Consider the following 20,267-nt stretch of genomic DNA (forward strand, 5'->3'; position numbering starts at 1 on the left):
AAAAATAGTCAAGATAATAGGCTATTTAAAATTTTATTCTGCTTTGATATCGCTTTTATGAGACAATGTTTTTTTATTTTTGTGTATTAGGACTCCCATGATTGAGCAATCTCCTGAATCTTTAAGCGATATCGAAATTTTAGACATTTTACAGTCTATGAAAAAAGATAAGCTGGATACGGAAGCAAATGAGATTATCCGTAACGGGGGGAAAGCTGGGCGTCAAGAAGCACATAAACAGGCTTTAGTTGCATTGAATGCAAACTTTGAAGAAAAGTTTGTAGAAGCTGCTACGCTGGCATTAGGCTTGAATTCAGGTCAGGCGAAAAAGATTCGTTATAAAAAAGACCGTATCCGTATTTTTAAAGCACGTGGTATTGATTATTTAGCTATTGATGGTGCAGAAACCGCTCAGGTTTTAGCTCAAGTTGCTCAAGCGATTAGTCGTGAAGATGCGATCGTGACTGAAGGTCTACACAATATTTTTCCATTTTGGAAAGAAGGTTGGCCAATGGTGCAATTCGATAATGCCTATAAAATTTTAGAAGAAGACATTACATTGCATTTTCAGATCGTGTTAGATCACTTAATTGAATATGTACAGAAATAAAAAAAAGCCCCGATTGGGGCTTTTTTTTATTGTGTAAGAATAATTAAAGCGTGCTAAAAAGTGGGAAAACACCAATCACTAAAGCAGTACCCATTAATACCATACAAGTTATGAATGCCCACTTTAAAGTGAACTTTTGATGGTCAGCAAAATCGACTTTAGCAAGACCACATAACAAATAGGTTGATGGGACAAGAGGTGATAGCAAGTGTACAGGTTGACCTACAATCGAAGCGCGAGCAATCGCTTCTGCACTAATACCATAATGTGAAGCAGCTTCAGCAAGAATAGGTAAAACGCCATAAAAGAAAGCATCATTTGACATAAAGAAGGTCAAAGGCATACTCACTAAAGCTGTGATCGGTGCAAGGTATGGCCCCATGCTTGGAGGAATCATTGCGACAAATTCTTTAGACATCGCCTCAACCATACCTGTGCCAGATAAAATACCTGTGAAAATACCCGCTGCGAAAATTAAACCCACAACAGCTAAGACACTGTCCGCATGCATTGCAATGCGTTTTTTCTGCATATCAACATCTGGGTAGTTAATGAGCATTGCGATACAGAACGCTATCATGAACAACACAGACATAGGCAGAATGCCTTTGATCAAAGCGATCATAAGAAGGATTGTAAGCACCATATTTACTTTGCGTAAATGTGGGCGAGTCGCTTCAGGATCTTTCGATACGGTAATGTTGTCACCATGGTGAGTTTCAAGTTCAATAACGCCTAAACGTTTTTGCTCGTAACGACCATATAGGTATGCCAAGAAGAATAACCAAGCAATACTAATGACCATAGGGATAATCATTGGTACGAAAATGTGGCTTGGGTCAACTTGCAGGGCGCTTGCAGCACGAGCTGTAGGGCCGCCCCATGGTGTTAGGTTCATTACACCACTACATAACAGCATAAGTGCAGTCATGATGAGTGTATTCATTCCTAGGCGTTGATAAAGTGGCAGCATTGCAGCTACACAAATCATATAGGTTGTTGAGCCATCACCATCTAAAGAAACCATGGTGGTTAAGAACACAGTTCCTAGTGTGATTTTTAGAGGATCACCTTTAACCTTTTTTAAAATCCATTTAACCGGTGGATCGAAAAGACCTGCATCGATCATTAAGGCAAAATATAAAATTGCGAATAAAAGCATTACGCCAGTTGGCGCTAATTTTTTGATGCCATCTAGCATCATCTCACTGAGACCTTTGAGTTCAATGTGACTTAAACTTTCAAAGTAGTGACCTAGGCCCCAGGCAACAAGTGAAAAAATAAATGGGATGAGAATTAAAGCAATAATAGGGCTTAAACGTTTGGACATGATTAAGTACATGAAGCACAAAATCATGCCAACACCAAGTAATGTCAGCATACAATCAATCCTTTGCCTATAGTTTTACTGAACAAGTTTATTCAAAACTCTGACCTTGGTTATTCTTATTAATTTTTATTAAAAAGACAAATAATATATTTAGTTTATTTGGTTAATATATATTCACTTGAAGAGGTATATTTAGGCGAAATACTGAACATATATATTAAGATTATAGTAAGCTTATAATAAATGTGATTCATTATAATAGATTATAAAGGTTTTATAAAAATAAAAATTATATGATATTTTTTTAAATTATATATGGTTTGATGGGGGAGATGAGAAGAAGAACCATTTAAATACTTGCTTTGAGCTAAGTTACATAAGTTCTGAGGTAATTTAAATCGGTACTTAACTGCTTAGTGGTAATTGAGATATATAGATTATTCTATTATTTTTCAGTATTTAAGGTTTAATATAATCGATGATTTAAATAATATTGATTTTAGATTAAAAGAGCAACTTGAATTTATGAATCTAAAATAATTATTACACATATTTGAAAAATTTATTTAGATTAAAAAATACCCCGCATAAAATTGTGAGGTATTTAAATTAATATAAATTAGTTGTCATCAATTGATGAATGTACTTCTGTTTGTTCTAAAATTCGAGTTACAAGAAGTTGGTCAATTTTAAAATGATCGACATCGACTACTTCAAACTTGTATCCACCGAATTCTACAAAATCTGCTGGACGTGGAATTTTGCGCAGCCGATACATCATGAAGCCTGCTAAAGTTTCATAATTTTCTTCATCAGGCATTTCGTCAATTTCAAGTGCGTGTCTTAAGTCATCAATCGGTGTGCTGCCATCAATTAACCATGAGTTATTGTCACGTTTAATGATTTGTTGCTCTTCATCAATTGGAGTTACCCAGTCGCCCATAACCGTAATCATAATATCGCTTAAAGTAATAACACCTACGACAAGCGCATATTCGTTTATCACAACCGCAAACTTTTCTTTTGTAGAGCGGAAACGATCAAGTAATTCCGAGAGGGTTAGGGTGTCAGGAATCATCAAGACAGTACGAATGGTTGATTCATTCAATTGAGTTGGGGATTGGTTATTTAAAATGCGAACAAGAAAGTCTTTAGCATCGACGTAACCAATGACTTGATCAATATTTTCATTACAGACCAAAAACTTTGAATACGGATACTCTGCTAATTTTTGGCGAATGCTATCTTCGTGTTCATTTAAAGTGAAATAAACAACATTTTCACGTGTAGTCATGCTCGAAGGTACGTTACGTTCTTCTAATTCAAAAACATTCTCGATAAAGTGATGTTCTTGTTTCTGAAGTACGCCCGCTTGAGCACCTGCATCCATGACTGCTGAAATATCATCAAAAGTAATGTTGTCTTCTCGCGTTGTATTCACTTTAAACAAACGGAATAGCAGGTTGGCAATTGCGTTAATTCCCCAAGCTAATGGTTTGCAAATCTTAATAAAAATCTGAATTGGATTAATAACACTAATTGCAATTTTTTCAGGTGCAATCATAGCCAAACGTTTCGGCATAAGATCGGCAAATAAAATAAAGAGTGAGGTCACTAGAGTAAAGGAAAGGGCAAAACCAATCGTTTGTGTCCAAGGACCTGTGTAAAAGCGGTCTACTAAAGTGACGAAATAAGGACGAAAAGCAGCTTCACCCAAAATACCGCCTAAAATCGCAACTGCATTTAGACCAATTTGAGAGGCTGCAAAAAAGTCAGCAGATTGTTCTTGTAAATCTAGTACTTGTTGGGCGCGTTCTTCACCCGCTTCGGCTAGAATTTTTAGCTTAACTTTTCTGGCACCTGCTAGTGCAATTTCAGTTAAAGATAAAAAGCCTGCTCCGATGATAAGCAGTACGATGATAATGATATTTTGAAAGAGACTCACAAATCACCTGAGGTTCATCATTATTATGACTATGTTTTAACATAAAAAAGCGCTGAGGTAATCAGATTGATTGCTCAGCGCTTGAAGATAGGACAATTAAATTAAAATTTATTTAATAGTGAGAAAATTGTGAATTGTTGGTTAGAAATTCACGGTTTTCTTCTTCAATCATTTGACGAGCAACAAATAAGATAAGTTGGCGCAGCCAGCGATGAGCAGGGTGATGATGTAACAACGGACACCAAGCCATTTTAAGTTCGAACTCTGGAATATAAAAAGGAGGATCCTTTATAACCAGTTTAGGGTTCTGTGTTTGTAGGCGTGCCATGCGGGTTGGTAATGTAGCAATAAGATCTACATTTTGAGCAAGTAATGCAGGCATTTGGTAGTGGCGAGTAAATACAGAAATTTTACGACGTTGACCAATACGTTCTAATGCCTGATCAATCCAACCTAAACCACCTTGTTTATCTGGGTTTACCCCAAAACCTACACCCATACCTGTTTTAGAAACCCAGATATGTTGTGCATCTAAATAGCTTTTTAAATTTAAATGCGTCACAGCAGGATGTTTGTCGTTCAGAATACAACTGAAACTATCACGCCAAACTAAAACCTGATGGAAACTTTGCGGTATTTCATTAAATCTATTAATTGCAAGATCAACTTTACCTTGTTCCATATCTCTATAAGACACATCGCTCGGTGTAAGAAAATCAAGAACAACGTTTGGAGCTTCAGAGCGGAGCGCTTTGACAAGACGAGGAACTAAAGTTGCCTCAGCATAGTCAGATGTCATAATGCGGAAAACGCGATTACTTGTATAAGGGCGGAATTCGGTACGGGGTTCCAAAATCATGGAGAGATCAGAAAGGGCATCACGAATACGAGGTTGTAATTCAAGTGCACGTTCTGTTGGTGTCATCCCTTCAGATGAGCGGATAAGAAGAGGGTCATTAAATAAATTACGCAAACGACGTAAAATATTACTCATTGCAGGCTGAGTTACCCCAAGCTGTTCGGCTGCGCGTGTAACATTTTTTTCACGAAGAAGTACATCAAGATATATTAATAGATTAAGATCTACTCGCTCCAGATTCATAAAAAAAATACCGAAAATAAAACCCTGAAATTGTTTCAAATTATGCCATATCTAATAACTATTGTGTGAAAAAATGATGAGAAAAACGACATTTTTTGTAGGAATTAAGTAGGAGTGAGAGGTGCTTCAAAGGCTCGATTTTATTGTCTTTGCAACGTTTTTAAGTATCAAGGTGATAAATAGAATATATTTATATATAACTCATTACTTTCTAGCATGTAAATTGACTTTTTACATTGGCGAAAATAGCCTAATTTACAATTGACTTTTTAAATTAAAAATGGCTAGAAAAACTTCAAAAAATGTATAAAAATAAGACTTACTCGGTTTTTAGAATAAAATTCTATACTCCTTTAGAATAATTTTATTTTTATAAACAAAGTGTTAATGTTTTTGGTTTTATCTATAATATCGATTTATCGGTATATTTTTTAAATAAATACTGAAGATTAATAAAGGATATTGGATTAATTGATTGGCTAAGTCTAAGCTGTGTTCATGACGAAGCAGCTGGTGTCATAAGAAATTTAAGTACATGACTCTACGCTTCAATCGATGAAATCCTAAAATGAATACAGGACAATATCATGACTACATATCAAACAGCGATTGATGCAATCCGCGAACTAAAAGCAAAATTCGGTAGCACTTGGCGCGATATTAGCCCAGAAGATGCTGCACGTATGCAAATGCAAAACCAATTCAAAACTGGTTTAGATATTGCTAAATATACAGCTGCGATTATGCGTCGTGATATGGCTGCTTATGATGCTGACTCTAGCAAATACACTCAATCATTAGGTTGCTGGCACGGTTTTATCGCACAACAAAAAATGATTGCGAACAAAAAATACTTCGGTACTACTGAACGTCGCTATATCTACCTTTCTGGTTGGATGGTTGCTGCTCTTCGTTCAGAATTTGGTCCACTTCCTGACCAATCTATGCACGAAAAAACTTCAGTACCTGCATTAATCGAAGAAATCTACACTTTCTTACGTCAAGCTGACGCAAAAGAATTAAACGATTTATTCCGTGCGCTTAAAAAAGCGCAAGAAGCGGGTGATACTGCTAAAGCTGCTGAAATCACTGCTCAAATCGACGGCTTCCAAACTCACATTGTGCCAATTATTGCTGACATCGATGCTGGTTTCGGTAACGAAGAAGCGACTTATTTACTTGCTCGTAAAATGATTGAAGCTGGTGCTTGTGCGCTTCAAATCGAAAACCAAGTATCTGATGCTAAACAATGTGGTCACCAAGCTGGTAAAGTAACTGTTCCACACGAAGATTTCATCTCTAAAATCCATGCATTACGTTATGCATTCTTAGAAATGGGTCTTGATGACGGTATCATCGTTGCGCGTACTGACTCTGAAGGCGCTGACTTGACTCAAAAAATTCCAGTAGTTAAAGAGCCAGGTGATATTGCTTCTCAATATATCGGTTTCTTAGACACTGTTGAAATTGACATTGCTGATGCTCAAGAAGATGAAATCTTGATCAAACGTGATGGTAAATTACACCGTCCTAAGCGTTTACCTTCTGGTTTATATCAGTTCCGTGCTGACACACAAATTGACCGCGTTGTACTTGACTGTGTGACTAGCCTTCAAAATGGTGCTGACCTTCTTTGGATCGAAACTGCGACTCCAAACGTAGAAGAAATCGCACACATGGTTAACCGTGTTAAAGAAGTTGTTCCAAATGCTAAGCTTGTTTATAACAACAGCCCATCATTCAACTGGACTTTAAACTTCCGTCAACAAGCTTACGACCGTTGGGTTGCTGAAGGTAAAGACGTTTCTGCATATGACCGTGCTAAATTAATGAGCGCTGAATATGATAATACTGAATTAGCTGCTGATGCAGATGCTAAGATCCGTACATTCCAAGCAGATGCTTCTCGTGAAGCGGGTGTGTTCCATCACTTGATCACACTTCCGACTTACCATACTGCTGCTCTTTCTACACATGAGCTTGCACAAGGTTACTTCGGTTCTGAAGGTATGTTGGCTTATGTTGCTGGCGTACAACGTAAAGAAATCCGTGGTGGTATCGCTTGTGTTAAACACCAAGCAATGGCTGGTTCTGACATCGGTGATGATCACAAAGAAATCTTCTCTGGTGACAACGCTCTTAAAGCACATGATGATGCTAAGAACACAATGAACCAATTCGCAGCTCACTAAGAATTGATTTCAAAAAAAACCCGCTCATATGAGCGGGTTTTTTTTATATTAAAAATAATTATTTTTTCAAAACATAATGCTCAGCTAAAGAGCCTTCAATTTTTTTACCTTCCATGTCTAAAGCAGTTGCCGTATTTTCACCAATAAAGAATTTACGGTTTTGTCCTTTATCATCTAACGTAATGACTGAAGTATTATCTTTGTCAAAAGTAAATGTACCATGGGTTTCAAATGGTTTCTTATCACCTTTGCCAAGATAAGTTTCAGTCAATTCATAAGTTTTATCATCTTTTAATTCTAATTCAGTTTTGATGCCTTCACAGTCTGCACATGGAAGAGTGCCTTTATATGTGCCATTCCAATCTAGTGAGTTTTCAGCTGTATGAGCAGTATCTACTGCATTGTTATTCGCTTCAGTGGTTTGAGCTGGAGCAGAGGCTTGTGTTGTTGTATCGGCTTTATTTTCGTTTTTGCTACAAGCAACAAGAAGGGCACTTACAAGTGCAACTGATAATAATGTTTTTTTCATGATGATCTAAACCTCGGAAAATAAATAAAAAAGCAAATAACAGGCTATGAAATATGAGAGCTTAATGAAAGTTTAAGTATGTAATTTAATTTTAACAAAAGGTAAAGTGAGTAAATTTTGAATAATTATTAAAACAAAAATTAAAAGCAGGTATTCACTAAAACGGTTTAATGAATACCTTATAAATTACGGTTGCGCTGAAACTCCACCTAGAGAGTCACATGCTGATTTATAGAGTTGGTATTGTTGCTTTAAAACTTCATCTAGCGGCATGTCGAATAATTCTTCACCATTTTTGTAGCTTTCTACGTATGAAGTTGCTTTTTCTTTGCTTACCGCTAAAGATTGCTGGTAATAAGAATTAATCGAGCTTGTTGCAAGCTGGCTTGTCTCAACATTTTTACATTCGAAATTGTGCAGGATTTTTTCTGCACGTTTGACCTCATTAGATTGGCCAAAAATACACCCAGTTAAAAAGACAAGTGGGGTTAACACGAAAAAAAGTTTCATGGAGAGCAAGTATGGAAGCAACGGTGGGCGCTATTGTATAAACAATTCCATAAGTTACTGTGGTTTTATGTTAGACATTGATGATTTTTTAACTCATTAAAATCGAAAAATTGTATCTAATTTTATCGGTTGGCTTATTTTCATATTTGGTGCGTATTTTGCTTATAACTTTAAGCACTTATTTTGAACATATGAACCAGAATGAATCAGGTACAAACGTTTTCAAAAAACTCTTTAGCACCATTTTGGTATGCACGATTAGAGCTCGGATTTTGTTTTGAAAATTCACGCACCATAATGAGTCATAGAAAGCATCATGGCCCTGTTAGGGTGCAAAAAATGCTCTGGCCTGAAAGAACGGGTGTATGTCATGCCATTATTGTTCATCCTCCAGCAGGAATTGCAGGAGGAGATCATCTTACTTTTGAAATTGAAACCAAAGATCAAGCTCATGTGGTAGTAACTACTCCGGGTGCAGGGAAATGGTACAAAACCAATGGTAAGCAGGCTTGTCAGCATATTCATTTGCACGTCAAAGATCAGTCCATTTTAGAGTGGGTTCCACAAGAAACGATGCTGTTCGATGGGGCTTTAGCACATTCAGAAACTCATATTCATCTTGATAATGCTGCGAGTTTTATTGGGTGGGATATGTTAGTGCTTGGGCGACAGGCACGTGCGGAGCGCTTTATTCAAGGGAGTTATCACAACCAGTTTAAATTGTGGCGAGAACATAAGTTATTGGTTGCAGATACATTGTATTTTGAAGGAGAAGATCGTTGGCTGAGTTCATGTTTGGGTATGAATAATCAAGCCGTAATGGGAAGCTTTTGGGCAGCCGCTCCCGAAAAGTATCGCTCAGCTTTTTATTTAGAACAGCAGTTAGAACTCATTCGTGAATTGATGATGCGTATGCAAGCACCTGTCACATTAACATTATTGGATGATGTAGTTTCGGCTCGTTTTCTGGGAAATGATGTTCGACATTGTCATGATGCTTTTGCGGCTATACGAGCAAGATTAAGACATTATTGGTTTGATTTAGATGAAGAATTTCCAAGAATTTGGAAAACTTAAGTTACGTTAAATTGCGTATTTAAAAAACAGTTAAAACAAGTATGCTACTTTTGAGCACGTATTTTGCTTAAACAATATAGATGCAATTTAGGAAAGAGAAATGGAACTCAATCCAACAGAAAAAGATAAGTTACTCATTTTTACTGCAGGTTTAGTGGCTGAGCGTCGTAAAGCGCGTGGATTGAAACTGAATTATCCAGAAGCTATTGCTTTTATTTCCGCAGCTTTACTTGAAGGTGCACGAGACGGTATGACGGTCAGTGATTTGATGCATTACGGTACTACCTTATTAAAGCGCGAAGATGTGATGGATGGTGTGCCAGAAATGATTGCTGAGGTTCAGGTCGAGGCAACTTTTCCAGATGGCTCGAAATTAGTCACAGTCCATCAGCCAATCGTATAAAAGGAACGCTTATGATCCCCGGTGAAATCATTACTCCAGATGCTGATATTGAACTGAATGTTGGGCGACAAACTTTAAAAGTTGTAGTTGCCAACATTGGTGATCGACCTATTCAGGTGGGTTCCCATTTTCATTTTTATGAAGCAAATGATGCATTACAGTTTGATCGCGAAATGGCGAAGGGTTTTCGACTGAATATTGCAGCTGGTACAGCAATTCGTTTTGAACCGGGACAAACTCGAGAAGTGGAGCTTGTTGCTTTGGTAGGTAAGCGAGAGGTTTATGGTTTCGCAGGCCGCGTCATGGGTAAGTTGGATTAAACATAATAACGATAATGAAAGAGATGAGTAATAAGTTATGAAAATGTCACGTCGTGCATATGCTGAGATGTTTGGTCCAACGGTTGGTGATCGTATTCGTTTGGCAGATACAGAGCTCTTTATTGAAGTTGAGCAAGATTTAACGACTTATGGTGAAGAAGTTAAATTTGGTGGCGGAAAAGTTATTCGTGACGGGATGGGGCAATCACAGCTTTTAGCTGATGAAGTTGCTGACACGGTCATCACCAATGCTCTAATTGTGGATTGGTGGGGAATTGTTAAAGCTGACGTGGGCTTAAAAAATGGCCGAATTTGGAAAATAGGAAAAGCTGGAAATCCAGATATTCAACCAGACATTACCATTCCTTTAGGCGCAGCAACAGAAGTGATTGCAGGTGAAGGGCAAATTTTAACGGCGGGTGGTATTGATACTCATATTCACTGGATTTGCCCGCAGCAAGTTGAAACGGCACTAATGTCGGGTACAACAACAATGGTAGGCGGCGGTACAGGACCAGCAGCAGGAACTTCGGCAACGACAGTGACTCCAGGTCCTTGGCATATTGCTACCATGTTGCAGGCGATTGATGATTTGCCTATGAATATTGGTCTATTAGGCAAAGGGAATTTGAGTTTATCTGACCCAATTCGTGAGCAAATTAAAGCTGGAGTAATTGGCTTGAAGCTGCATGAGGATTGGGGTTCAACCCCAGCCGCTATTGATAACTGTTTAAGTGTTGCAGATGAGTTTGATGTGCAGGTGGCGATTCATACAGATACTTTAAATGAAAGCGGTTTTTTAGAAGAAACTTTAGCTGCATTTAAAAATCGTACGATTCATACCTACCATACCGAAGGTGCGGGCGGTGGGCATGCACCTGACATTTTAAAAGCGATTGGGCAAAGTAACGTATTGCCATCTTCAACTAATCCAACGCGACCTTATACGATTAATACCATTGATGAGCATTTAGATATGCTCATGGTTTGCCATCATTTAGACCCAGCAATTGCTGAAGATATCGCTTTTGCAGAAAGTCGTATTCGCCGTGAAACTATTGCCGCTGAAGATATCCTGCAAGATTTAGGCGCGATTGCCATGATGTCCTCTGACTCTCAAGCGATGGGCCGTGTGGGTGAAGTGATTTTACGGACTTGGCAAACTGCCCACAAAATGAAAATTCAAAGAGGCCCTTTAGAGGGTGATAACGAGTTTCATGATAACAATCGCGTTAAACGCTACATTGCTAAATATACGATTAACCCAGCAATTACCCATGGTTTAAGTCATGAAATCGGTTCAATTGAAGTCGGAAAACTTGCTGATTTAGTGTTATGGAAGCCTGCCTTTTTTGGTGTGAAACCATCCATGATTATTAAAGGCGGCATGATTGCAGCAGCACCGATGGGCGACATTAATGCCTCAATTCCGACACCTCAACCAGTGCATTACCGTCCAATGTTTGGTGCTTATCCGCGTGGTGTACACAACACATGCATTACCTTTTTATCTCAAGCAGCGATTGATGCAAATGTTGCTGAAAAACTAAACCTTAAAAAGTTAATTAGTCCATGTAAAAACACCCGCGCCATTAGCAAAGCTGATATGAAACACAATACATATTGTCCTGTCATGCAGGTTCATCCTGAGACTTATGAGGTGAGGGCCGATGGTGAGTTATTAACGTGTGAACCTGCTGAAGTATTGCCAATGGCACAGCGTTATTTCTTGTTTTGATGATTTTATAGAGGTGATTTGCCTCATTGCTGTATTTGTAGATATGAAATAAATAAGGAGAGAGAAGCTAAATGAAAATCTATACACAACGTCTTGAAGATATTTCTCCTGATCAGACATTTGAAACGGTTGAGCTGACTTTTGATACCCGCCAGAAATCACGATTTCGGGCAACTTTATCTAGCGGTATAGATATTGGTGCTGATTTGCCGCGTACCGGAATTTTGCGTAGTGGTTCATACATTGCAACGCAACAGGGCGATGTACTACGTGTCGATGCTAAGCCTGAGCGATTAATGCAAGTCATTGCTCAAACCGACTTTGATTTGCTTAAAGCAGCTTATCACCTTGGTAACCGACATGTGCCATTAATGTTGACGCCTACAGCTTTATATTTTGAACCTGATCATGTGCTTGCAGAAATGGTAAATGGACTGGGGCTTACAGTCTCAGAAACTGATCATCCGTTTGAACCTGAAAGTGGTGCCTATGCACAGCATAGTCATGACCACCGTTTAAGCCCAATCAAAGCTTTGCATCATGTCCACTCATAACGCAGCGCAATTACTTCAATTGCTGACATTGTCTTCTACGGCACTGCCAGTTGGAGCATATTGTTATTCACAAGGTGTAGAAACAGCCATCGATATTGGCTTAATACACGATGAAACCTCAGCAATTGCTTATTTCGAAGAAGTGCTTGAGATGCTGTTAGTGCGATTTGAGTTGCCAGTATTAAAGCGTCTTATGCAATATCATGATGACCAAGACCAGTTTCTGGTTTGGGCAAATTTGTATAAGGCAAGTCGTGAAACTAAAGAGCTTTTGGCAGAGTCTCAGCAGTTAGCATTTTCTTTGAATGCATGGATTAGAGATGTTTTAAAAAAACCTGTTGAAGTTAAAAAGCAGTTTGGTTTTGTGCCTGTCTATGCACAGCTTTGTGGTCGACTTGGGCTTAACGATGTTGATGTGCTCACAGCTTATACTTTTACCGTTTTAGAAAATCAGGTTCTGGCTGCGGTAAAAACTGTTCCTTTAGGGCAAATGGCCGGACAAAGAATTTTATGGCACTTATATGGTTTAGTGCCCCAAGCTGTGGAAAAAGCCTTGCAACTTGTTGATGAGCAATTGAGTAGCGCTTTACCTCGTTATGCAATGCTGAGTATGAAACACGAAACACAATATTCACGGTTATTCAGATCTTAAGTTTAGGAAAGAAGGATAAAAATCATGACAGAACGTAGTCCATTACGAGTTGGAATTGGCGGACCAGTAGGTTCGGGTAAAACTGCGCTTACACTTAATTTATGTTTAGCCTTACGTAATAAATACAACATGGCAGTGGTGACAAATGATATTTACACCAAAGAAGATTCAAACTTTTTAACCCGTAACGAAGCGATGTCGCCAGATCGTATTGTGGGCGTAGAAACAGGTGGTTGCCCTCATACAGCAATTCGTGAAGATGCTTCAATTAACTTGGCAGCAATTGATGATTTGTGTGAAAAGTTTGAAGGCTTGGAGCTTATTATCATTGAAAGCGGTGGCGATAATTTAGCTGCAACATTTAGTCCAGAGCTTTCTGATTTAACTCTATATGTGATTGACGTGGCTGGTGGAGAAAAAATTCCTCGTAAAGGCGGGCCTGGCATTACCAAGTCAGATTTACTCATTATTAATAAAACTGACCTTGCGCCAATGGTTGGTGCAAATCTTGATGTTATGGACCAAGATGCGAAACGCATGCGCGGAGAAAAGCCATTCTTATTTTCAAATATGAAAACGCAAGATGGTCTTGAAGAAATCATTCAATTTATTGAGAAACAAGGGCTATTTAAAGCCTAAGGAGAGATTATGGACTTCATTAAAAAATGGGGCATAGGGCTCCTTGCATTATTGCCAGCACTTACAATGGCACACCCAGGACATAACCATGAACATTCAGGATTCATGGCAGGCTTTATTCATCCCTTTACTGGGTTAGACCATTTAGTCATGGCCTTGGGTTTTGGTGTCTTATTGTGGTCAGCAGCTAAGCAGTGGAAAATTGCTGGAGTTATTACTTTAAGTATTACTTTAATTATAGGCTTTTTAGTAGGTGCTCAAGGCTTAGTCCCTGTAAATGTTGCTGAATACGGTATTGTGGCTTCTTTAGTGGTTACAGCAATTGCATTATGGACAAAATCGAATAAGGTTTTACCTATCGCTGCAGCATTACTTGCAAGCTTTCATGGCATAGCGCATGGTGTTGAATTAGCACACTCAGGCCATGTTGTTGCATTAGTAATGGGTATGGTTTCAGCTATGGCTTTAATTTATTGTGGTGGATTAGCATTGGGTGCTGCGCTTACACGATATGTGCCATATGGCAAAAAAATTGTTGGCGCCTGTGCAGCAGTTGTTGCAGTAATTGGTTTAAGTTAATTAAAACCTTGCAAAAAAAGGTAGCTTTAGGCTACCTTTTTGGATTTGCAAAATAAAATGTGTGTGCATAAGAATATTTATACTATTTTTACAGCTCTGATTATCTTTTATAGTGGATATGTTCAGGCCTATGATTTTTTTCAATCAGAAAGTGATTCTACTTTACTAAATACAGACCAGTTGTTGGATCAATCAGATTTAAACTTGGAACAAAGGCGGTTAGCCATTGAGCATGATGATGAAGTTAATAACTATAATGTGCTCAAAAATGAGTTTTATTCAAATGAGCGTTGGGTGATTTATAATTATACAGCCTATGATACAGGGCAACTTCAGAATAAAAACATTAATGGCTTAACGAATCATATTAATATTCAAGATTTATCCATTTCAGTTGGGTATGGATTTAATTATAGTGTTAATCCAAGACTGAAAATTGGTTATGAATATATTTCGAGTTTTCCTTATGATCGAGGTCAACTCATACGATTTTTTACGATCTATTTATTCTGAAAATACAAAATTAAAATAATCTAATTCAAATAAATAGATCAGGTAAATTAATTTTTGATAAAAAAACTACATGATTATATCTTCTGATAAAGCCCTGCGTGAACAGTTCCAGCTTTCGTTGTTTTAACTTGTTGCCATGTTGAAGGGAGGAGAAGTTGAGATAAATCTCGATCAGCTTCAACATAAATATACCCATTCTTTTTAATATGGGGTTCTGCCAAGTTCGAAAGTTCTTGCCATAAGTCTAGACTATAAGGTGGATCTAAAAACACAACATCAAACTGTTCTTTTAAACGGGGTAAAGCTTGCTGAGCAGTCGCATTGATTAAATGACAGTTTTTGGCTTTTAATAGCTCAACATTATCTTTTAAGAAACGTGCCTGAGTTTTGTCTGGTTCAATCATATAAACTGACGCAGCACCACGTGACAACGCTTCAAAACCTAATGCGCCAGAGCCTGTGCAAACATCGAGGACATGCGCATTTTGAATATCCCACATGAGCCAGTTAAATAGAGTTTCACGCACTCTGTCTGGCGTTGGGCGTAAGCCCTCAATGCTAGCGAAGGGAAGTACTCGTCTTTTCCATTCGCCACCAATAATGCGTAATTGATTCTTCATTATTCATCGACCTCATTGGTTGCAGGGCGAGCTGGTGTAGCCTGTGGTGTTGAGGCTGCGGGTGCAGTTGAAGTAGCGGATGCTGGAGTAGAGCTCGCAACTTCTCCGCCGCTTGATAGCTCACCTGGCTTAATTCCAGCGGTCATTAGTCCACCATTGACTTGATGGTTTGCTGGTCGAATTGGGTTTTTCTTACGAGTTAATAACCAGTAATCAAAAATAGGTCTTGCAAGTTGAGCAGCAGAACCACCATGACGACCATTTTCCCAAATTACGGCAATTGCAATTTCTGGCTTATCAGCAGGTGCGAATCCAACGAATAAACCATGGTCAAGTTGGCGTTCGCTCAGGGCTGCTTCATTGTAGCGTTTACCCTGTGCAATACTTTTAACCTGCGCAGTTCCTGTCTTTCCTGCAATTTGATAGAGAGGTGTACGAATGCCTCGACCAGTACCTGATTGAATTACATCAATCATAGCGTCGCGCATTTGAATCCAGTCTTCATCTGTTCCGTTGAAGTTGATTTTGCCATCAGGTGCATTACGTACAGTAAATGGTTTTGCACCATGCGTTGCACGTAAAACATGAGGGGTGACATGAGAACCATGATTGGCTGTAATTGCAGTCGCCATAGCAAGTTGTAAAGGTGTAGCTGTAAATGCACCTTGACCAATACTCACAGAAATCGTTTCACCTTTCATCCACTTGGCTTTGCGAGTACGCATTTTCCATTCAGGATTTGGGTAAAGTCCTTCGCTTTCACTTGGTAGATCGACACCTGTTTTCTGACCGAACCCAAATTGACGCATCCATTGGTTCATTTGATCAATACCCATTTGATGGGCAAGAATATAAAAATAGGTGTCACATGACATAATGATGGCTTTATGCATGTTTACGATACCATGACCGGTTTTTTTCCAGTCGCGGAACTTATGTGAATCACCAGGTAAGTGGAAATAGCCTGGGTCAGAAATGGCTGTTGACCAGTTTACAATACCGTAGTGTAAGCCGCCCATCGCTTCCATTGGTTTAATGGTAGAACCTGGAGGGTATGCACCTTGTACCGCACGGTTATAAAGCGGTTGATCTAAATTATCACGTAAAGAACTATAATCTTTATGGTTAATACCTGTCACAAATAAATTAGGGTTGAAGCTTGGACTAGATACTAAAGCCAGAATTTCACCCGTACGAGGGTCGATAGCAACAATGGCACCACGACGGCCTGCGAGCTGTTGAGATGCAACAACCTGTAAACCATAATCTAAGGATAAATAGAGGTCATTGCCACGAGTAGGATCTTTACGGCCTAAATGGCGCAATATGTTACTGTGAGCATCTGCTTCAACAGATTCATAACCTGGTGTTCCGTGCAGCAAATCTTCATAGCTTTTCTCAACGCCAATCTTTCCAATTAAATTGGTTCCAGCATATAAATCTTTATCAATACTTTTTAATTCTTTATCGTTAATACGCCCTACATAACCAATCACATGAGCAAATAACTCACCGTGTGGATAGTAACGAGTCATTTGTGTTTCGATTCTTACGCCGGGAAATTTATATTTAGCTTCACTGAACTTGGCAATATTGGCTTCAGTTAGATTAAGTTTGATTGCGACACGTTCAGTTTTTCGAGCAGTTTTTATACGACTTTTGAAACGGTCAATATCTTCTTGTGTTAGATCTAAAATAGGTTGTAGCTGCTCAACAACACCATCCACATCTTCTACATCTGTTTTACTTAAAGTTGCTGTAAAAACAGGATAATTATCTGCCAGTAATACGCCATTTCGATCATAGATATAACCACGAGCAGGTGGAAGTGGTTGCAAGCGAATTCGGTTTTTATCAGATGCTGTAGAAAATTCGTCATAGTGAAAAATTTGCAGATAAGCGTATCGGCTAATCAGCACTAATAAGCAAACGATAACAAGACCTACGGCAAAAAAGATTCGTCCTCGATAAATGCGCTTTTCTTGCTGGATATCTTTTAAAGGAAAGTGCTGCTTCATAAGGATCGACTTAGTGACATAGGGTAGAAAAATAGCTGCTTATTCTAACGCAAGAGCGCTTAAAATATTGCATAATTTTCAAAGTTTCCGTGCATTTCGATAAGATACGTTTTGACTTTGCAGACAACAAAATTGTAGATACTTGTATATAAGAAGCAAAATAATTCTGTTAAAGTCTCTCATTCAATAGAATAGGGTTGTTCTCACCATACGATTAGGGAAAATGGAGAAAATAATGAGAAAAATTTATCCCTTACTTGCAGTTCTGATGGTAAGTAGTTGGGCTCATGCTCAAGATTATTCGTTCCTTCCAGAAGCAAAATTAGCAGGACATACTGCATCTACGTGGAATGTGGGTGCTGGTTTTACACAAAAACTATTACATTTAAACGGCGAATGGGTAAACCCTTATGGTATTGCCTATGCCAAAGTTGGCGCATTTTTGAATGGTGACAAAACTGCTGGTGGCCAAGTCGGGTTTCGATATCCTTATTATCTTACCGGCACAGATAAAAATGGTTACTATATTGGTTTTTATGCTGGGCATCTCGATAGTAAAGAGGTCGATGGTGATTATAAATCCCGTTTAGGAGCTGGCGTCGATTTGGCCTATGTATTGTTGAATTCAGAAAGAATTAGTACTTTTAGTGTGGGTATTGGCGCGGCGGAAAAACTAACTGACCAGAATGGGGCAGTTGCTGCGGATACTAAACCACAGATTCAATTTTCTTATTCTCTAAGTTTTGGTTTATAAAACAAAGCAGTTTATCGTTAACTCGCTATAAGCAGAGCACAAATAAATACGAGAGTCTTACATGTTAGAGTACGTCAGCGGATTGTGGCAGACCTTTTTACACAGACCTGATTTTTGGGCCGTTTTAAGTATCATTCCAGTCACTGCCTTTGTTACATGGGCACACGTTTGGATGGCTTTAAAAATGGTGTTTTACCCAATTAAATTTTGGGGATTCCATTTAGGTCCATTACCAGTAGGTTGGCAAGGTATTGTGCCACGTAAAGCTGGACGTATCTCGGGTATTATTACCGACAATACATTATCTAAGTTAGGTTCATTGCGTGAATTTTTAGAAGCAATGGACCCTGAAGATATGGCACGCATTATTGGTGAGCAGGTTGGATTTGAACTTGAACATCTGATTGATGAAGTCATGATCGATCGTAATGCCGTACTTTGGGAAAATTTACCTTATTCAATTAAACGCCGTATTTATGCTCAGGCGCATAAACAATTACCAGGTGTATTAAGAGAATTAGTGACTGAGCTGACCATGAACGTTGAGTCACTGGTTAATATGCGTGAAATGGTAGTGAGCCAGATGGAAGGTGACCGCCGTTTAATGGTACGCATGTTCTTAAAAGTTGGGCAAAAAGAAATCAACTTTATTTGGCATATTAGTGCTTTAATTGGAATGTTCTTTGGTATTTTCCAAATGATTGTTTGGTTTGTCGTACCTTGGCACTGGACTGTACCGTTTTGGGCTTCAATTTGGGGCTTTTTAACGAACTGGATTGCGATCTGGATGGTATTTAATCCGATTGAGCCACATTATATTCGTTACCCACAGATTTTTAGATTAACAAAAGATCGTAAGTTCCCTTGGATTGTACCCGTTCTTCGAATTGGGACTTATAATTTCCAAGGTGCTTTCATGAAGCGTCAAGAGGAAGTCTCTGACGTGTTTTCAAGCGTAGTAACAGAAGATTTAATTACGTTAAAATCGATTATGACCGAAATGATGTATGGGCCGCGTAAAGATAAAACTCGCCGTATTGTGAAGCGTCATATTAACGAAATTATGGAAACACCGTTAGTTCGTACATCTTTACAGCTTTCTTTAGGGCCAAGAGAGTACGCAAGATTAAAGACGGACTTGATTGATCGTTCAATTGAAATTACGATGGGACCCGTATGTGACCCAGCGCTGAACGCAAGCCGGGCACAGAAGATTTTTCAAATGTTTAAAGAGCGTATTCGCGAACTGACACCAAAAGAGTTTCAGAATTTATTGCGTCCTGCATTTCAGGAGGATGAGTGGATTCTTATTGTACTAGGTGGGGTAACCGGATTTATTGCTGGTACAATACATTTGTTTGTGGCTTTCTTATAATTCGACGTCGGGCAGGATCTATTGAAGATTAACGAGACTTTTTCTGCCGGACTTCATATTCATTGTTTTAAATGAGGATGTTTTTTATGCGCATTATTTTACTCGGACCACCTGGGGCAGGCAAAGGGACTCAGGCTCAGTTGATCTGTAAGCGCTACAATGTCCCACAAATTTCAACCGGTGATATGCTCCGTGCTGCAATTCGTGAAGGTACTGAATTAGGTCTAAAAGCTAAAAGTGTAATGGAATCTGGTGGTTTGGTTTCAGATGAACTTATTATCGGTTTAGTAAAAGAACGTATTGCTCAGCCTGACTGTGTAAATGGCTGCATTTTCGATGGTTTCCCACGTACTATTCCACAAGCTGAAGCTTTGGAAAAAGAAGGGATTAGCATTGATCACGTGATTGAAATTGATGTTCCTGACGAAGAAATCGTACAACGTCTTTCTGGTCGTCGTCAGCATCCAGCTTCTGGCCGTGTTTATCATACAGTTTACAATCCACCTAAAGTGGAAGGTAAAGATGATGAAACTGGTGAAGATCTTGTTCAACGTCCAGATGACCAAGAAGAAACAATCCGTAAACGTTTAGCTTCTTATCATACAGAAACTGAGCAATTGGTTGGATTCTATCAAAGCCGTGCTGCATCTGGTGAGAACGCACCGACTTATGACAAGCTTGATGGCTTGCGTACAATTGAAGATGTACAGAAAGATTTGTTCAACATCTTAGACAAATAATTTATTTTTATTAGAAACTGCCTAATGAAATCATTAGGCAGTTTTTTTATACCCATAAAAATTAGCG

At 38.7% G+C, this 20,267-nt stretch carries 21 protein-coding genes; 14 read left to right on the forward strand and 7 right to left on the reverse strand.

Annotation, left to right across the window (positions count from 1 at the left end; genetic code table 11):
* Positions 1-97: 97 nt before the first annotated feature.
* Positions 98-610, forward strand: coding sequence for a hypothetical protein (locus tag ACS125_RS09045; protein WP_004793963.1), 513 nt, complete (start codon positions 98-100; stop codon positions 608-610).
* Positions 611-653: 43 nt separating this feature from the next.
* Here ACS125_RS09045 and ACS125_RS09050 read toward each other — a convergent pair whose 3' ends face one another.
* The 3 genes from ACS125_RS09050 to ACS125_RS09060 form a co-directional block, all read right to left on the reverse strand.
* Positions 654-1,991, reverse strand: coding sequence for a CitMHS family transporter (locus ACS125_RS09050; protein ID WP_224973620.1), 1,338 nt, complete (start codon positions 1,989-1,991; stop codon positions 654-656).
* A gap of 568 nt (positions 1,992-2,559) precedes the next feature.
* Positions 2,560-3,885, reverse strand: a complete 1,326-nt coding sequence (locus tag ACS125_RS09055; RefSeq protein ID WP_151963419.1) for a hemolysin family protein — start codon at positions 3,883-3,885, stop codon at positions 2,560-2,562.
* Positions 3,886-3,997: 112 nt separating this feature from the next.
* A complete protein-coding gene (locus ACS125_RS09060) occupies positions 3,998-4,987 on the reverse strand; it encodes a LysR family transcriptional regulator (protein ID WP_004703082.1) in 990 nt (329 codons plus the stop codon).
* 587 nt (positions 4,988-5,574) lie between these two features.
* Between ACS125_RS09060 and ACS125_RS09065 the strand changes: the two genes are divergently transcribed.
* A complete protein-coding gene (locus ACS125_RS09065; protein ID WP_004793960.1) occupies positions 5,575-7,179 on the forward strand; it encodes an isocitrate lyase in 1,605 nt (534 codons plus the stop codon).
* A 58-nt stretch (positions 7,180-7,237) separates the two neighbouring features.
* Here ACS125_RS09065 and ACS125_RS09070 read toward each other — a convergent pair whose 3' ends face one another.
* Complete coding sequence (locus ACS125_RS09070) at positions 7,238-7,708, reverse strand: copper resistance protein NlpE (RefSeq protein WP_004793957.1); 471 nt, start codon at positions 7,706-7,708, stop codon at positions 7,238-7,240.
* A gap of 186 nt (positions 7,709-7,894) precedes the next feature.
* Entirely contained in the window at positions 7,895-8,218 is a 324-nt protein-coding gene (locus ACS125_RS09075; protein ID WP_004793955.1) for a hypothetical protein, read from the reverse strand.
* A gap of 201 nt (positions 8,219-8,419) precedes the next feature.
* On the opposite strand from ACS125_RS09075, the gene ACS125_RS09080 reads away from it, so the two are divergent.
* From ACS125_RS09080 to ACS125_RS09120, 9 genes are all read left to right on the forward strand, one after another.
* Entirely contained in the window at positions 8,420-9,295 is an 876-nt protein-coding gene (locus ACS125_RS09080; protein ID WP_443271638.1) for an urease accessory protein UreD, read from the forward strand.
* Positions 9,296-9,395: 100 nt separating this feature from the next.
* Positions 9,396-9,698: an urease subunit gamma gene (ureA, locus tag ACS125_RS09085; protein WP_002117495.1), complete on the forward strand. Its 303-nt coding sequence runs from the start codon at positions 9,396-9,398 to the stop codon at positions 9,696-9,698.
* Between the two features lie 11 nt (positions 9,699-9,709).
* Positions 9,710-10,018 carry an urease subunit beta gene (locus ACS125_RS09090; protein ID WP_013198608.1) on the forward strand — a complete coding sequence of 103 codons (309 nt, stop codon included), beginning with the start codon at positions 9,710-9,712 and terminating at the stop codon, positions 10,016-10,018.
* Positions 10,019-10,055: 37 nt separating this feature from the next.
* Positions 10,056-11,756 carry an urease subunit alpha gene (ureC, locus tag ACS125_RS09095; RefSeq protein ID WP_443271641.1) on the forward strand — a complete coding sequence of 567 codons (1,701 nt, stop codon included), beginning with the start codon at positions 10,056-10,058 and terminating at the stop codon, positions 11,754-11,756.
* A 71-nt stretch (positions 11,757-11,827) separates the two neighbouring features.
* The gene (gene ureE, locus ACS125_RS09100; protein WP_151963423.1) at positions 11,828-12,310 is read left to right on the forward strand and encodes an urease accessory protein UreE; all 483 of its coding nucleotides are present in this window, start codon (positions 11,828-11,830) and stop codon (positions 12,308-12,310) included.
* Positions 12,297-12,962 (forward strand): urease accessory protein UreF, encoded by a 666-nt coding sequence (locus tag ACS125_RS09105; protein WP_151963424.1) that lies wholly within the window; start codon positions 12,297-12,299, stop codon positions 12,960-12,962. Before ureE ends, ACS125_RS09105 begins: the two co-directional genes overlap by 14 nt.
* A gap of 24 nt (positions 12,963-12,986) precedes the next feature.
* On the forward strand, positions 12,987-13,601 hold the full coding sequence (gene ureG, locus ACS125_RS09110) for an urease accessory protein UreG (RefSeq protein ID WP_002117800.1): 615 nt from the start codon (positions 12,987-12,989) through the stop codon (positions 13,599-13,601).
* A 9-nt stretch (positions 13,602-13,610) separates the two neighbouring features.
* Complete coding sequence (locus tag ACS125_RS09115; RefSeq protein ID WP_443271644.1) at positions 13,611-14,180, forward strand: HupE/UreJ family protein; 570 nt, start codon at positions 13,611-13,613, stop codon at positions 14,178-14,180.
* Between the two features lie 57 nt (positions 14,181-14,237).
* Positions 14,238-14,693, forward strand: coding sequence for a hypothetical protein (locus ACS125_RS09120; protein WP_034596341.1), 456 nt, complete (start codon positions 14,238-14,240; stop codon positions 14,691-14,693).
* Positions 14,694-14,767: 74 nt separating this feature from the next.
* On the opposite strand, the gene rsmD is transcribed toward ACS125_RS09120, so the two are convergent.
* The gene (gene rsmD, locus ACS125_RS09125; RefSeq protein ID WP_151963426.1) at positions 14,768-15,313 is read right to left on the reverse strand and encodes a 16S rRNA (guanine(966)-N(2))-methyltransferase RsmD; all 546 of its coding nucleotides are present in this window, start codon (positions 15,311-15,313) and stop codon (positions 14,768-14,770) included.
* Positions 15,313-17,331, reverse strand: coding sequence for a penicillin-binding protein 2 (gene mrdA, locus ACS125_RS09130; RefSeq protein ID WP_151963427.1), 2,019 nt, complete (start codon positions 17,329-17,331; stop codon positions 15,313-15,315). Before mrdA ends, rsmD begins: the two co-directional genes overlap by 1 nt.
* A gap of 235 nt (positions 17,332-17,566) precedes the next feature.
* Between mrdA and ACS125_RS09135 the strand changes: the two genes are divergently transcribed.
* The 3 genes from ACS125_RS09135 (at position 17,567) to adk (ending at position 20,200) form a co-directional block, all read left to right on the forward strand.
* On the forward strand, positions 17,567-18,085 hold the full coding sequence (locus tag ACS125_RS09135; protein ID WP_416661744.1) for a hypothetical protein: 519 nt from the start codon (positions 17,567-17,569) through the stop codon (positions 18,083-18,085).
* A 61-nt stretch (positions 18,086-18,146) separates the two neighbouring features.
* Complete coding sequence (locus tag ACS125_RS09140) at positions 18,147-19,460, forward strand: membrane protein (protein WP_004793941.1); 1,314 nt, start codon at positions 18,147-18,149, stop codon at positions 19,458-19,460.
* A gap of 86 nt (positions 19,461-19,546) precedes the next feature.
* Entirely contained in the window at positions 19,547-20,200 is a 654-nt protein-coding gene (adk, locus tag ACS125_RS09145) for an adenylate kinase (RefSeq protein ID WP_004793940.1), read from the forward strand.
* The last annotated feature ends 67 nt before the right edge of the window (positions 20,201-20,267 follow it).

The sequence above is a fragment of the Acinetobacter sp. PFS20 genome (genome assembly GCF_052261015.1).
GTDB lineage: Bacteria > Pseudomonadota > Gammaproteobacteria > Pseudomonadales > Moraxellaceae > Acinetobacter.